The sequence below is a fragment of the Bacillus sp. AFS073361 genome (assembly GCF_002567005.1).
In the GTDB taxonomy this organism is placed as follows: Bacteria; Bacillota; Bacilli; order Bacillales; family Cytobacillaceae; genus Neobacillus.
The window spans coordinates 1-14,409 of sequence record NZ_NUZU01000002.1; the positions used below are offsets into that span (position 1 = coordinate 1).

Here is a 14,409-nt window from a genome sequence, read left to right on the forward strand (position 1 = left end):
CCGCAGACGCTGAAAGCGGCGAGGAGGCTCCCCGGCACGCCCGCGGAAAGCGAAGCCGCCTGGAACGGAAATCAACAGACTAGTTTAATGAAGCCAAACAAAAAAGACTGTCGATTTAAAACCCGAAATCCTTCGGATTTAATGACAGTCTGAAAAGCCACCTAGGTGGCTTTTTTTCTATTAATTCAATCCACAAATTTCAAAGGAGCAGTTTTGGCAGTCGACTTCTTCTTTTAAGAAGTTTAGTTTTTTTACGGTAAACTTCTGATTATCATAGGAGATAATCTTCTTTTCGCGCAGATCTTTTAATGAGCGTTGAATTACTTCACGTGTTCCAAATGTTAAATTAGCCAGTTCCTGATGTGTTAATGGAAGGTCAATTAGAATACCTTCTTCTGTTTTTATCCCATATGAATTGCATAAGCGAATAAGGATCGAATATAAACCGCCTTTTTTTCCATTCATAATGAGGTCCTGACATTTCATCTGTGCTTTTAAATAACCTGTACTTAACCATGTAACAAAAGAATTCATTGCCTCAGGGTCTGTTAAAATGAAATCTTCAAATTGCTCTTTTCTTATTAGTATCATTTCACAATCAGTTAGTGTTTTTGCGTAAAATTGATAATGAGGATTTTCCTTGAAAAGTTGGTATTCTACTATTAATTCTTGATCGTTTAAGATTTTTAAGATAAAATCTTTGCCGCGTAAATGAACTCTTCCAAGTGAGATGCTCCCTTTAAGTAATAAATAAACATACTGAGCAGCATCTTTTTCTTGAAAAAGGATTGAACCGGCTTTTATTTTTTGAATAGGTTCTTTTTTTTGAAAAAAAGCAACTAATAAATTATATATAGATGAACAGTTTAATTGCATAGAAAATCACTCCTTATGTACCACTTCCCTTTGATTTAAATAGATAATTTATTAAGTGTCAATATGGCTATTACAGGATTTGGAAGTGACAAAAGTTGGATATGACAAAAATCGTTGACAAATTGCCCTTTAGGTAAAAGGTGACAATTTTTCGAAAAATTACGAATGGATGGCTTCAATACATATTTTTGAATAATATCCTACTGAACGGGAATGGTAAATATGTTAAGAACCTAAGCATTTTATTTGATACAAATAACCAACTTTGGTATCTTAAGGAGGAAAGCTTTAGAAATATTCGAAATTCTAAAGCCGATAAAATCACTTATACATAGGAGGAATTAAAATGGCATTTGAATTACCACAATTACCTTATGCAGAAAACGCACTTGAACCACATATTGACAAAGAAACTATGAATATTCACCACACAAGACACCATAACACATATGTAACAAATTTAAATAACGCTTTAGCTGGTAATGAAGAATTACTTTCTAAATCAGTTGAAGAAGTTATTGCTAATTTGGATGCGGTTCCAGAGGCTGCTCGTACAGCAGTTCGTAACAATGGCGGCGGACACGCTAACCATTCTTTATTCTGGCAAATCCTTTCTCCAAATGGCGGCGGTGCACCAACAGGTGAATTAGCTGACGCAATCAGCAGTAAATTTGGCAGCTTCGAAAACTTTAAAGAAGAATTTGCTAAAGCAGCAACTACTCGTTTCGGATCTGGTTGGGCATGGTTATCTGTAAACAATGGTGAGTTAGAAGTTTCTAGTACACCAAACCAAGATTCTCCATTAATGGAAGGCAAAACTCCAATTCTTGGTCTTGATGTTTGGGAGCATGCTTACTACTTAAACTATCAAAACAAACGCCCAGACTATATTTCCGCTTTCTGGAATGTAGTAAATTGGGATGAAGTTTCAAACCGCTACAGCCAAGCTAAATAATAATGATAATGAAAAAAGGCAGCCCAAGGGTTGTCTTTTTTTTTGTGAATAAGAAAAACTAGCTTGTTAAAGACTACCCATAAGATAAAAGGGGAGTTTTTGATGGCAAAAAAATTTAAGATTCTGGGTGATGTTACACTTACAAAAGATTTATTACTATTGCTGGTTATTGGAGGGCTATACTCATTAAGTATTGCTTTGTCTAACACGTTTGTTAATATTTATCTTTGGAAACAGACGGGGAAATACTCGGATATCGCCTTCTTTAACCTTTCGACCGTGATTCTACAATTGCTGACATTTATCTTAGCGGGACGATGGGCGAAAAAAATTGACAGGGTAATTGTGCTTAGGATTGGGGTTATTTTTTTAGCTTTATTTTATGTATTGGTTTTAGTGTTTGGTACAAATGCTTCAACCTATTTACTTCTTTTAGGAAGTTTTTTAGGAGTAGGGTATGGTTTTTATTGGCTTGCCTACAATGTATTAACATTTGAAATAACTGAACCAGATACCCGAGATTTTTTTAATGGTTTTTTAGGGATATTATCATCTGCAGGGGGGATGATTGGCCCCATCGCTGCAGGTATCATTATTACAAAATTTGAAAAATATACTGGCTACACGATTGTTTTTGGACTATCACTTGCTTTATTTGCACTGGCGGTTTTTATGAGTTTTTCATTGAAACCACGACCATCATCAGGCAGTTATTGCTTCATGAAAATTGTAAATGAAAGAAAACAAAATGAAAATTGGCGTTTAATTACAAATGCTAACTTCTTTCAGGGCTTGAGGGAAGGTACCTTTGCCTTTGTTATCTCTGTTTTTGTTTACCTTTCAACGGGAAGTGAAATGTCTCTTGGGACATTCGGTCTTCTTAATTCAGGAGTATCATTCGTAGCGTATTATTTTGCTTCACGTTTAATAAAACAAAAAAATCGAAAAAAAGCCATTCTTATTGGAGGGATTATTTTATATGCATCTGTTCTGTTAATTGTTTGGGACGTTAGTTTTGTCAAATTGCTTATCTATGGCGGGATGATTGCAATCGCTTATCCGCTTTTACTCGTGCCATATATGTCAACTACATACGATGTTATTGGAACCGGATGGAAGGCTGCGGAAATGAGAATTGAATATATTGTTGTTCGTGAAATATACTTGAATCTGGGCAGGATCATTTCTATCGTATCTTTTTTAGTTGGTATCACTTGGTTCAAAGCTGAGAACAGTATTCCCATTCTCCTTCTCATTTTAGGTGCGGGGCACTCATGCATCTATTTTTTTCTTAAAAGGGTACACTTACCAGCCCCGGAATGCGTTGAGTAAATTATTTACTCAACGCCATTTTTTTCATTGGCATTATTACCTTATAAATTGGTAAGGGTTTTTCATAGAAAAAAGCAGACTTATCCTATAAAATAGAGAAAGTTAAGCTTAAGCCGTGAAAAAGGAAGTGTTTTTACCCCTTGAATAATAAAAAGAAAAAAAAGAAGGAACATGTGCCGTTTCGTTTAAACATGTTATTCTTTGTGGTATTCATACTATTTTCTGTCCTCATTCTTAGACTTGGAGAATTACAAATCGTTTTTGGGGATGATTTTAAACGTGAAATTGAACGGACAGAAGATGTAACAGTCAATAACCCTGTCCCAAGAGGGAAAATGTTTGACCGGAATGGGAAAATTATTGTTGATAATACACCATTGAACGCGATTACTTATACGAAATATCAACAAACAACCCAAGAGGAAATGTTGGAAAGTGCAGCGAAATTGGCAAAAATTATTGACAAAACTGATGATGCAAAAAAAGTCCCTATTCGGGAAAGAAAAGATTATTGGATTACAAAACATCCCGAAGAAGCAAAAGCAAAAATTACTGATAAAGAATGGGCTCTCTATAAACAAAAGAAGTTAGATGATAAGCAAATTTATCAACTTCAGGTGGATCGAGTAACTGATGAAGAAGTGAAAAGTATTGTCGGTGAAGAGCTTGAAACTCTTGCGATCTATAGAGTCTTTAACAGTGGTTATGCCTTAACACCACAAATTGTTAAAAACAAAGACGTTACACCTGAAGAATTTGCGGTGGTCAGTGAAAACCTAGAAAATTTACCTGGTGTTGATACAACAACGGATTGGACGCGAAAGTATGTTTTCGGGAAGACACTAAAGTCAATATTAGGAGATGTTACTACCTCTGAGGCAGGAATTCCCAAAGAGCAATTAGAAAAATATATGGCCCGTGACTATAGCCGTAATGATCGAGTTGGAAAAAGTTATCTTGAATTAAAATACGAAGATGTCCTACATGGTCAAAAGGCAAAAGTGAAAAATGTAACAGATAAAACGGGAAAAATCCTTTCAACAGAAGTTGTTTCAGAAGGTAAAAGAGGTAAAGATCTTGTTTTAACGATTGATATGGATCTTCAGAAGAAGGTAGAAAATATCATCGAAGAAGAAATGTGGAGTGCAAAGCAAAAACCAAATACAGCCCTTCTCGACCGTGCATTTGTCGTTTTAATGGATCCTCATACCGGTGAAGTCTTATCACTGGCTGGAAAACAAATTAGTAAAGATAAAAAAGGTAAAACAGTCATGAATGACTTTGCCGGAGGAAATATTACGACTTCTTACAATGTGGGGTCAGCAGTAAAAGGAGCTACGATTTTAACTGGTTATAAAACAGGGGCCATACAACCAGGCACCACACTACTTGATGAGCCTTTGAGAATTGCTAGTTCTCCTGTAATGTCTTCATGGAGAACATTTGGCCGGATCAATGATTTAAGGGCACTGCAGGTTTCATCCAACGTGTATATGTGGAAAACAGTTATTGCAATGGCGGGTGGACAGTATCGAGCAAATCAACCATTACCACTCGATTATTCAGCCTTTGATACGATGCGGCAGTCATTTAGTCAGTTTGGATTAGGAACGCGAACAGGAATTGACTTGCCTAATGAAATGAGCGGCTTTCCAGGTCCGGAAAGAACGCCTGGTTTACTCCTTTTCCTATCAATTGGTCAGTATGATACGTATACCCCAATCCAACTCGCGCAGTATGTCTCCACGATAGCGAATGGTGGTAATCGTATTCAGCCCCATTTAGTGAAGGAAATTCGAGAGCCAGTAATGGAAAATAACGAGTTGGGCCCGATTGTCGAGGAAATCCAACCTAAAGTATTAAATCGATTGGATATGAAGGAATCATGGATTAATCGAGTGCAAGAAGGTTTTCGAATGGTCATGCAAGTCGGTGATGGGACGGCAGTCAGCTACTTTAAGAGTGCAAAATATAGCCCTGCAGGAAAAACCGGAACAGCACAGGCGTTTTATGATGGTTCTGATAAATCAAAGCGTGGGACGCCAGTAATGAATCTAAGTCTCGTCAGCTTTGCACCTGCAAATGATCCAGAGGTAGCCATGGCAGTGGTCGTACCATGGGCATATCAAGGAAACAGCGGTCCAAGTATTAATAACCTAATAGGGCGAAGAGTCTTGGATGCTTATTTTGATTTAAAAAAAGAGCGTCAAGAAAAGGATAAAAAATCAACATCTGAACAAAAGGAAGAAACCACAAGTAATAACGAGTAAACTCAACATCCCTAACACCTGTCTCTCAAGTCGGAGACGGGTGTTATTTTTTTATTCATGATTTACAAAAACTCAATATTCATTTACATAACCTTTACACAAGATTAAAACTCAGTTAACATTTTAGCTTTATTCTTATACATGTAAGGCAGAACAAATCAAAAACAAACTTAAATTCACAGGGGGAATTAAACCAATGAAAAGTTATAAAAAAATTGGTCTAGCACTTACTCTAGCAGCATTAATGGTACTTGTTGCTGCATGTGGTGGAGGAGCTTCTACTGATAAAAATGAAGGAACTTCTAATAAAGATAGTAAAAATGCTGAACTTTCGGGCTCGTTAACTGTTTCAGGTTCCTCTGCGATGCAGCCATTAGTTGCAGCTGCTGCTGAAGAGTTTATGGCTGAAAATCCAAATGTCGATGTTCAGGTAAATGCGGGTGGATCTGGTACAGGCTTATCGCAAGTTGCTGAAGGGTCTGTTCAAATTGGTAACTCTGATGTATTTGCTGAAGAAAAAGAAGGAATCCCTGCTGACCAGCTTGTTGACCATAAAGTAGCTGTTGTGGGCATGACTGCTGCTGTTAACCCTAAAGTTGGTATTAAAGAAATTAAAAAGGCGGATTTAATTAAAGTTTTCACTGGTAAAATTACAAACTGGAAAGAACTTGGCGGTGCTGATCAAAAGATCGTTCTAGTAAACCGTCCAGACTCTTCAGGTACACGTGCAGTATTCAATAAATTCGCCCTTGATGGAGCAACACCTGCGGAAGGTATTACGGAAGATTCATCAAACACAGTTAAAAAGATTATTAATGAAACTGATGGTGCAGTTGGTTACCTTGCATTCTCATACTTCACTGACGATTCTGTCACACCACTTGCTATTGATGGAGTAGAACCAACAGAAGAAAATGTACAATCTGGACATTTCCCGATTTGGGCTTATCAACACTCTTATACAAAGGGCGAGGCAACAGATCTTGCTAAAGCGTTCCTTGACTATTTAATGTCTGATGATATCCAAAACACTTTATTAAAAGAACAAGGATATCTTCCTGTCACAAAAATGAAAGTAGAACGCGATGCTGAAGGGAATCAAAAAGACCTATAGCAACAGGTTGAAAATAAAAGGGTAAATGCAAGTAGGCGTTTACCCTATTATGACGTATTTTAGGGGTGTTTGGTGCATTATGGAAAAATTAGAACCTGCAAAAGATAGATTATTAAAGTCTAGGAAAAATTGGCTGGATGGGGAAATACGCGGGAGAATTCTCGTTATCCTATGTGCTGTCATAATGATATCTGCAACCATCTCAATCACCATTTTCCTAGGATCAAAAGGGTTACAATCCTTTATAAAAAATGGTGTAAGTCTTATTGAGTTCATAACCAGTACACACTGGAATCCTACAAATCTAGCAAAACCGGAATATGGGGCATTACCGTTTATTTTTGGATCCTTTGCGGTAACCCTTTTATCAGCTTTGGTTGCAGCACCATTAGGGATTGGCGGAGCGATTTTTATGACGGAAATTGCACCCTCATGGGGGAGGAAAATTTTACAGCCTGTCATCGAGCTTTTGGTTGGAATTCCATCGGTTGTTTATGGTTTCATCGGGCTTACAGTATTAGTTCCTTTTATTCGGGAGCATGTGGGCGGACTGGGTTTTAGCTTGCTGTCCGGAACGATTGTTTTATCTATCATGATTTTGCCAACAGTAACAACAATTGCAACAGATGCGATGAGTTCACTGCCTAAAAATCTTCGTGAAGGTTCGTATGCTCTTGGCGCTACTCGCTGGCAGACGATTCGAAAAGTATTAATACCTGCCGCATTACCTACCCTTTTAACTGCTATTGTTCTTGGTATGGCAAGAGCATTTGGAGAGGCTCTTGCGGTACAAATGGTTATTGGTAACGTAAGAGACCTGCCAACAAGTTTATTAGATGCTTCAGCAACTTTAACAACCATTATTACTCTAAACATGGGTCATACAACCTATGGCAGTGTAGAAAATAATACGCTTTGGTCAATGGGCTTAATATTATTAATCATGTCGTTTGCGTTTATTCTCCTCATTCGCTACCTATCATCAAGGAGGAAAATGTAATGAACAGTAAAACTGCAGATCGAATTGCTACAGGCGTATTTATTACCATTGCAATCATAATCATTTCTATTTTAGTTGGCTTATTTTATTATATTTTGGTTAATGGACTTAAACATATTTCTCTTGAATTTTTAACCACTCCATCAAGCAATGTACGTGCTGGTGGGGGCATTCGCGACCAATTATTCAATTCGTTTTATATATTATTTATTACGATGTTAATCGCCCTTCCGTTAGGTATAGGCGGGGGGATCTATATGGCGGAATACGCTAAGCCAGGAAAAATTACTGATATGGTTCGTTCCTGTATAGAAGTTTTAGCTTCGCTGCCATCAATTGTTATTGGGATGTTTGGTTTATTAATGTTCGTTAATTTAACAGGCTGGGGCTACACCATTTTAGGAGGAGCTTTAGCATTAACTGTTTTCAACTTACCGGTAATTGTTCGTGTAAGTGAGGATGCTATTCGTGCAGTCCCGAGAGAGTTGAAAGAAGGAAGTCTAGCATTAGGGATTACTAAGTGGCATACGATAAAAACTGTTTTATTACCAAGTGCATTTCCGTCTATTTTAACAGGAGCGATTCTTGCTGCAGGGCGTGTATTTGGGGAAGCTGCTGCGCTATTATTTACTGCTGGTCTTTCAACACCAAGACTTGATTACGCAAACTGGAATCCATTTTCCCCTCAATCACCATTAAATATCTTTCGTCCGGCTGAAACGCTTGCTGTTCATATTTGGTCCGTAAACACACAAGGGTTAATACCTGATGTTGAAGAAGTTTCCAATGGGTCAGCTGCTGTTTTAGTTTTATCGGTATTAGTATTTAACTTACTTGCTAGGTGGATTGGAAGTATGATTCATAAGAAAGCTACTGCATCTAAATAAAAGGCGGGGAGATAGAATGGTTACAACTTTTGAGGAAAAGGAAAGGGTAAACCAAGCTGTTCGGTCAAACAGTCAATTACAAAATGACTTAATCCTAGAGGTAAATAATTTAGAAATATTCTATGGAGAAAAACGAGCAGTAAATGGAATTTCAATCGATATAGAAAAAAATTCAGTTACTGCTCTAATCGGTCCGTCAGGTTGTGGTAAGTCGACTTTTTTAAGAAGTATTAATCGAATGAATGATCTCATTCCCGGTGCAAGGGCAGAGGGAGAAATCATTTATGAAAATCTTAATATCTTGTCGGAGCAAATAGATGTTGTTGCTCTCCGTAAGGAAATTGGGATGGTTTTTCAAAAACCCAACCCGTTTCCAAAATCAATTTATGAAAATATTACGCATGCCCTTAAGTTTGCTGGAATCAAGAAGAAAAGCGAACTGGATGAAATGGTAGAAGAGAGTTTGAAAAAGGCGGCATTATGGGAAGAGGTAAAGGACAGGCTTCATAAATCTGCACTATCCCTTTCAGGCGGGCAGCAGCAGCGTCTTTGCATTGCTAGGACGATTGCTATGAAACCTACAGTCATGCTTCTTGATGAGCCATCATCGGCGCTAGATCCGATATCCAATGCAAAAGTGGAGGATTTAATCGTTGATTTAAAAAAGGAATATTCAATAATCATCGTTACCCATAATATGCAGCAGGCATCTCGTATTTCCGATAAAACTGCCTTCTTTTTGAGTGGTGATATCATTGAATATGATTATACTGAAAAGATTTTTACCAATCCATCTGTAAAAAAGACAGAGGAATATATCTCTGGAAGGTTTGGATAAGGAGGAAAAGTTGTGGAAACTTCAACATTAACCAGACAGGTTTTTGATATAAAAGATCTGAATTTATGGTATGGTGAGCATCACGCATTAAAAAACATCAATTTTCCGATAAACAAGAAAGAGGTTACTGCAATCATCGGACCTTCGGGATGTGGTAAATCTACATTTATTAAAACACTAAATTTGATGATTCATATGGTCCCAAATGTAAAAATGACAGGCGAAATTAACATTAATGGCCAAAATATATTAGATAAGAAAGTGGATCTCGTCGATCTACGCAAACACGTAGGAATGGTTTTTCAGAAGGGAAATCCGTTTCCGCAATCTATTTATGATAATGTTGCTTATGGACCAAGAATACATGGGATCACAAAAAAGAAGCATCTAGATGAAATTGTCATTAAATCACTAATGGATGTGGCGTTATGGGAGGAAGTAAAGGATCGTTTACATGCTCCTGCATTAGGACTATCAGGGGGACAACAGCAAAGGTTATGTATTGCTAGAGCACTGGCAACCAAACCAGAAGTGATATTAATGGATGAGCCAACATCTGCTTTAGATCCAATTTCGACGCTAAAGATCGAAGAGATGATATTAGAATTAAAAGAAAAATACACGATTGTAATTGTAACCCACAACATGCAGCAGGCATCGAGGGTTTCAGATAAGACTGCATTCTTTTTAATGGGTGAATTAATCGAATTAGATTCAACATCGACAATTTTTTCAAATCCAAGAGACGAACGGACTGAAGGATACATTACAGGAAGATTCGGATGATGAGGTGTCTACTATGAGTACAAGGGCAATTTTTGATAACAATTTAAAAGAGTTGAAAGATTTGCTTTTAACAATGGCTGAAAAATCGGAGCATGCAATCAAGGAAGCGATGATTGCTCTTATTAATCAGGATATGGAAAAGGCTAAGCAAGTTATCGATGGTGATAATGAAATCGATGATTTAGAATACGAAATAAATGATAAGGCATTATTATTAATTGCAAGACAATCACCCGTTGCGACGGATCTAAGGAAAATAAATGTAGCTTTAAAAGTATCATCTGAGGTTGAGCGATTTGCAGATATTGCAGTAAATATTGCTAAATCAGCATTGCATATTGGTAATGAAAAACACTTTAAAGAAATCATTGATATCCCAAAAATGATGGAAATGGCCTTGGAGATGGTTTCGGATTCGATTAAGGCTTATTATTCAGAGGATATTACGGTTGCAAAAAAATGTGCAGAAAAAGATGATGAAGTAGATAAAATGTTTGGAAGTTTAATACAAGAATTGTTGAGTCATATTCCACAAAATCCACATGCAACAAACCAAATTATTCAATTGGCATTTGTTTGCAGATATATCGAAAGAATCGCAGACCATTCAACGAATATCGCAGAACATGTCATTTACCTCGTGACAGGAACCCGAGTTAATTTAAATGCCTAAAGGATCATAGAGTTGTAAAAGATAAGGAGTTTTTTGCCTTATCTTTTTTTAATAATAGGAAAAAGTTATGGGCCTCAAAGTTTCCAAAAAACGACAATTTGTGTTTATTGTGCGCGGTAGCAACTGGTGGTACGATTAAATTATCATTTATTATGAATAATTTGAAAATTACTTCATATGCAAATGAACCACTATAATGAATAAAAAGGTGTAATTAGATGAATATAATTGAACGGCAACAAAAAAAAATTAGCCCCCTTTTTCCACAGGAAACACTTCAGTTTATTCCTGGTTTATGGGTAAACGGAAAGTACGTTTGGCTCCAAGATTGTAAAGAAAAGGTTTTACATAACGAAGAAATAATAATCAAAGTGAAAGAAGAGCAGCTTCACTCCAAAATTCGATATTCAAGCGTTTATATTAGTAATCACAGCAAGGAAATGAAAGAGATTCATGTTTTGGCCATGCACTACTATCCAATTGTTATTCAAGACAATCTTGCCTTTGTATCACCGGTAGATAAAAGAATCTTCCATCATGCCAATAATAATATTTATCTGGTAAATGGAGAACATAATGGAGTTGGAATGAAGGAATACACAGCCATGCCACAATGGAAGGTTTTTACTGATCAAATATGGAATTCGCTTCATAAAGGGAGCCTAAATTACCTGCCAATGGCAAAAACTCCCGCTTCTAGTATTTTTTCAATAAAAATGTCGTTAGATCCGCAGGAGAATGGAAAAATGAACACGTGGACGATTACCGGGTCTAATAAAAATGAATTACTCTCTTTGGAGCAAGCACTTTTAAAGCAAGCGGAATGAAAGCAATAATTATCTAAAAAAAACATACTAGCATTTCCTTTTAAAAAATGATATTATGGATAAGTCGTATGAATGAAATGCTTAATTGTTTGGAGGGAAATAAACATGCGCGTGAATATTACATTAGCTTGCACTGAGTGTGGAGATCGTAACTATATTTCAACAAAAAATAAACGTAATAATCCAGATCGTCTTGAGCTTAAGAAATATTGCCCAAGAGAAAAACGTACAACAGCACACCGTGAAACAAAATAAGCAGTAGGGCTTCCTGCTGCTTTTTTTGTTGTCTAAAAATGGATGTGTTAAGCTTTTATTTATTTGGAACTCTGATGATTGCAGTGGAAGGCACGAAGACTCCCGCGGAAAGCGAAGTGCCTGGAGCGGAAATCCTCAGGCTACTTTAGCAGAGCCTAAAAATTAGGGGTGATACCTGTGATGAATAATAAAGTGTCTATTCGTAAGGATATGAAAGAGAAACTTTCCAGTCTTACAAAACCTTTATATGAACATTATTCAAATAATATAGCTTCCAGGCTTTATGAAGATCAAGATTGGAAACAAGCACAAGTGATAGGTCTAACCATATCAAAAAAGCCAGAAGTTGATACCTATCAAATTATTGAGAGAGCATGGGAATTAGGGAAACAAGTGGTTGTCCCAAAATGTGACCCCAAAGAAAAGAAAATGACTTTTAGAGCAATTACTGATTTTTCTCAACTTGAAACAGTATTTTATGGATTACTAGAGCCAATTGAGGCATTAACCAATCAAATGAACGCTGATAGGATTGACTTAATCATAGTCCCCGGTTTGGCCTACACACGAGAAGGCTACCGTTTGGGTTTTGGCGGAGGGTATTATGATCGTTATTTACAAAATTACTCTGGTAAAACCCTATCACTTGCCTTTGCTGAGCAGTTGGTTCCACAATTACACGTAGAGGATCATGATATTCCTGTTTCAAAAATTATTACAAACGATGAGGTTATCAAAATAAGATGACTGTAACCATTATTATAGTGATTTTTATCCTATTAGGATCTGCTTCAGGGTATCACTCTAAATCCTTGACTCGATCGGGTGCTTTGGCAGCTAGTATTGTTGGACTAGCTGTTTATTTAGGATTCGGGATAAATGGTCTTTACCTGCTTGGTGCTTTTTTTGCTTCATCAACTTTTTGGTCAAAATATAAGAGTAGTTCAAAGTACATAATAGAAGAAAAGTTGGCAAAAGGTGCTACAAGAGATTGGCGTCAAGTTGCTGCGAATGGTGGTGCTGCGGGGCTTTTCAGTATCATTCATTATTTTAATCATGATATGATTTGGTTAATTGGCTTTTTAGTTTGTCTTGCAAGTGCTAATTCTGATACATGGGCTTCGGAAATTGGCAGTTTAAGTAAACAAGACCCCTTATACATACGCACCTTTAAGCGAGTTGAAAAGGGGACATCTGGAGCGATTAGTTTTTTAGGAAGTGCGGCTTCACTTGCAGGATCTTTTCTCATTTCAATTATAGGATTTTGGCTTTTTGATTTAGATCTTTTTTTAACTTGTCTGGTGTTTTTATTTGGATATCTCGGGAATGTCATTGATACGTTGATTGGGGCCTTTTATCAGCAGCTATATGTATGTGGGCAATGTGGTATTGAAACTGAGAAGAAGAGTCATTGTCAGATGCCAACCGCTAGAATAAAAGGAATGGTCTTTGTAGATAATGATATGGTGAATTTTCTTTCAGGCTTTCTTGCTTCGCTATTTGCAATCATAATCACGTTCTTAAATAAGTAGCTCAGCTTATCAATTGCACTTGAAATAGTATTATTATACTTTCAAATGGAGGAATGGTCATGGTAAATCGACGAGTAAATAGGGTTGCCCTCATCGGAACCGGATTTGTTGGCTCAAGCTATGCTTTTGCACTATTAAATCAAGGAATTACGGAAGAACTAGTCTTAATTGATTTAAATAAGGAAAAAGCAGAAGGAGACGCGATGGACCTAAATCATGGATTACCGTTCTCTCCATCACGAACAAAGATATGGTTTGGGAGTTACCAGGATTGTGGTCAGGCTGATCTTGTTGTAATCACAGCAGGTGCTAACCAAAAGCCAGGGGAGACACGGCTTGACTTGGTTGAAAAGAATACAAGGATCTTTAAAGGAATTGTGGATGAAATTATGGCAAGTGGTTTCGACGGTATTTTCCTTGTGGCCACAAATCCAGTAGATATTTTAACATATGCGGTGTGGAAATTTTCAGGGTTGCCAAAGGAACGGGTAATTGGTTCAGGGACGATTTTAGATACAGCGCGATTTCGGTTTTTGTTGGGAGATTACTTTGATGTGGACACCCGAAACGTGCATGCTTATATCATTGGAGAACACGGCGATACAGAATTGCCTGTGTGGAGCAATGCTGAGATTGCTGGAACTTCCATTAGTGATTGGTCAAAAAACAAAACTGGTTTTAAGAAAACAGATCTTGATCAAATTTTTCTAAATGTTCGGGATGCAGCCTACCATATCATTGAGCGAAAGGGTGCAACCTATTATGGAATTGCTATGGGTCTTGTCAGATTGACCAAAGCGATTCTCCGTGATGAAAATTCAGTCCTCACTGTTTCCTCGTATTTAGATGGAGAGTATGGACAAACCGATATTTTTATTGGCGTACCAGCCGTAGTTAATCGTGAGGGAGTTAGACAAGTGGTTGAACTGAATTTAAATCAAGAAGAGCAAACCAAATTCGAGAATTCTGTTAATGTATTAAAGAAAACAATGGAGCCGGTCTTTAAGAACTATTAATAAGAATTCAATCATTTTAATTGGATAATTTAATCGTCATGATCACAA

General features: G+C 37.1%; 15 protein-coding genes. 14 read left to right on the forward strand and 1 reads right to left on the reverse strand.

The features are described 5' to 3' along the window. Positions 1 to 180 precede the first annotated feature (180 nt). Entirely contained in the window at positions 181 to 876 is a 696-nt protein-coding gene (locus tag COJ96_RS00795) for a Crp/Fnr family transcriptional regulator (RefSeq protein ID WP_098571109.1), read from the reverse strand. A gap of 346 nt (positions 877 to 1,222) precedes the next feature. On the opposite strand from COJ96_RS00795, the gene COJ96_RS00800 reads away from it, so the two are divergent. The 14 genes from COJ96_RS00800 to COJ96_RS00865 all read left to right on the forward strand — a co-directional run bounded on the left by COJ96_RS00800 (position 1,223) and on the right by COJ96_RS00865 (position 14,361). Then, the gene (locus COJ96_RS00800; RefSeq protein ID WP_098571110.1) at positions 1,223 to 1,831 is read left to right on the forward strand and encodes a superoxide dismutase; all 609 of its coding nucleotides are present in this window, start codon (positions 1,223 to 1,225) and stop codon (positions 1,829 to 1,831) included. A gap of 102 nt (positions 1,832 to 1,933) precedes the next feature. Continuing rightward, a complete protein-coding gene (locus tag COJ96_RS00805) occupies positions 1,934 to 3,163 on the forward strand; it encodes an MFS transporter (protein ID WP_098571111.1) in 1,230 nt (409 codons plus the stop codon). 191 nt (positions 3,164 to 3,354) lie between these two features. Further along, complete coding sequence (locus tag COJ96_RS00810; protein ID WP_098571211.1) at positions 3,355 to 5,433, forward strand: peptidoglycan D,D-transpeptidase FtsI family protein; 2,079 nt, start codon at positions 3,355 to 3,357, stop codon at positions 5,431 to 5,433. 196 nt (positions 5,434 to 5,629) lie between these two features. Then, a complete protein-coding gene (locus COJ96_RS00815; protein ID WP_098571112.1) occupies positions 5,630 to 6,547 on the forward strand; it encodes a phosphate ABC transporter substrate-binding protein in 918 nt (305 codons plus the stop codon). 79 nt (positions 6,548 to 6,626) lie between these two features. Beyond that, entirely contained in the window at positions 6,627 to 7,547 is a 921-nt protein-coding gene (pstC, locus tag COJ96_RS00820) for a phosphate ABC transporter permease subunit PstC (protein WP_098571113.1), read from the forward strand. Continuing rightward, complete coding sequence (gene pstA / locus COJ96_RS00825; RefSeq protein ID WP_098571114.1) at positions 7,547 to 8,434, forward strand: phosphate ABC transporter permease PstA; 888 nt, start codon at positions 7,547 to 7,549, stop codon at positions 8,432 to 8,434. Before pstC ends, pstA begins: the two co-directional genes overlap by 1 nt. A 16-nt stretch (positions 8,435 to 8,450) precedes the next feature. Then, complete coding sequence (gene pstB / locus COJ96_RS00830; protein WP_098571115.1) at positions 8,451 to 9,272, forward strand: phosphate ABC transporter ATP-binding protein PstB; 822 nt, start codon at positions 8,451 to 8,453, stop codon at positions 9,270 to 9,272. Between the two features lie 12 nt (positions 9,273 to 9,284). Next, the gene (gene pstB, locus COJ96_RS00835) at positions 9,285 to 10,058 is read left to right on the forward strand and encodes a phosphate ABC transporter ATP-binding protein PstB (protein ID WP_098571116.1); all 774 of its coding nucleotides are present in this window, start codon (positions 9,285 to 9,287) and stop codon (positions 10,056 to 10,058) included. A gap of 13 nt (positions 10,059 to 10,071) precedes the next feature. Beyond that, positions 10,072 to 10,731 (forward strand): phosphate signaling complex protein PhoU, encoded by a 660-nt coding sequence (gene phoU, locus COJ96_RS00840; RefSeq protein ID WP_098571117.1) that lies wholly within the window; start codon positions 10,072 to 10,074, stop codon positions 10,729 to 10,731. A 218-nt stretch (positions 10,732 to 10,949) separates the two neighbouring features. Further along, positions 10,950 to 11,558, forward strand: coding sequence for a hypothetical protein (locus COJ96_RS00845; protein WP_098571118.1), 609 nt, complete (start codon positions 10,950 to 10,952; stop codon positions 11,556 to 11,558). A gap of 105 nt (positions 11,559 to 11,663) precedes the next feature. Then, positions 11,664 to 11,813, forward strand: coding sequence for a 50S ribosomal protein L33 (gene rpmG / locus COJ96_RS00850; RefSeq protein ID WP_015594975.1), 150 nt, complete (start codon positions 11,664 to 11,666; stop codon positions 11,811 to 11,813). A gap of 180 nt (positions 11,814 to 11,993) precedes the next feature. Then, entirely contained in the window at positions 11,994 to 12,560 is a 567-nt protein-coding gene (locus COJ96_RS00855) for a 5-formyltetrahydrofolate cyclo-ligase (RefSeq protein ID WP_098571119.1), read from the forward strand. After that, the gene (locus COJ96_RS00860) at positions 12,557 to 13,345 is read left to right on the forward strand and encodes a DUF92 domain-containing protein (RefSeq protein WP_098571120.1); all 789 of its coding nucleotides are present in this window, start codon (positions 12,557 to 12,559) and stop codon (positions 13,343 to 13,345) included. Before COJ96_RS00855 ends, COJ96_RS00860 begins: the two co-directional genes overlap by 4 nt. 59 nt (positions 13,346 to 13,404) lie before the next feature. After that, on the forward strand, positions 13,405 to 14,361 hold the full coding sequence (locus tag COJ96_RS00865; protein WP_098571121.1) for an L-lactate dehydrogenase: 957 nt from the start codon (positions 13,405 to 13,407) through the stop codon (positions 14,359 to 14,361). The last annotated feature ends 48 nt before the right edge of the window (positions 14,362 to 14,409 follow it).

What these genes read in the sequence shown, in the direction of transcription:
- phoU (WP_098571117.1), top strand. Translation starts at nt 10,072, where the DNA reads ATGAGTACAAGGGCAATTTTTGATAACAATTTAAAAGAGTTGAAAGAT.
- COJ96_RS00845 (WP_098571118.1), top strand. Translation starts at nt 10,950, where the DNA reads ATGAATATAATTGAACGGCAACAAAAAAAAATTAGCCCCCTTTTTCCA.
- pstA (WP_098571114.1), top strand. Translation starts at nt 7,547, where the DNA reads ATGAACAGTAAAACTGCAGATCGAATTGCTACAGGCGTATTTATTACC.
- COJ96_RS00810 (WP_098571211.1), top strand. Translation starts at nt 3,355, where the DNA reads ATGTTATTCTTTGTGGTATTCATACTATTTTCTGTCCTCATTCTTAGA.
- COJ96_RS00865 (WP_098571121.1), top strand. Translation starts at nt 13,405, where the DNA reads ATGGTAAATCGACGAGTAAATAGGGTTGCCCTCATCGGAACCGGATTT.
- COJ96_RS00860 (WP_098571120.1), top strand. Translation starts at nt 12,557, where the DNA reads ATGACTGTAACCATTATTATAGTGATTTTTATCCTATTAGGATCTGCT.
- rpmG (WP_015594975.1), top strand. Translation starts at nt 11,664, where the DNA reads ATGCGCGTGAATATTACATTAGCTTGCACTGAGTGTGGAGATCGTAAC.
- COJ96_RS00855 (WP_098571119.1), top strand. Translation starts at nt 11,994, where the DNA reads ATGAATAATAAAGTGTCTATTCGTAAGGATATGAAAGAGAAACTTTCC.
- pstB (WP_098571115.1), top strand. Translation starts at nt 8,451, where the DNA reads ATGGTTACAACTTTTGAGGAAAAGGAAAGGGTAAACCAAGCTGTTCGG.
- COJ96_RS00805 (WP_098571111.1), top strand. Translation starts at nt 1,934, where the DNA reads ATGGCAAAAAAATTTAAGATTCTGGGTGATGTTACACTTACAAAAGAT.
- COJ96_RS00800 (WP_098571110.1), top strand. Translation starts at nt 1,223, where the DNA reads ATGGCATTTGAATTACCACAATTACCTTATGCAGAAAACGCACTTGAA.
- pstC (WP_098571113.1), top strand. Translation starts at nt 6,627, where the DNA reads ATGGAAAAATTAGAACCTGCAAAAGATAGATTATTAAAGTCTAGGAAA.
- COJ96_RS00815 (WP_098571112.1), top strand. Translation starts at nt 5,630, where the DNA reads ATGAAAAGTTATAAAAAAATTGGTCTAGCACTTACTCTAGCAGCATTA.
- COJ96_RS00795 (WP_098571109.1), bottom strand. Translation starts at nt 876, where the DNA reads ATGCAATTAAACTGTTCATCTATATATAATTTATTAGTTGCTTTTTTT.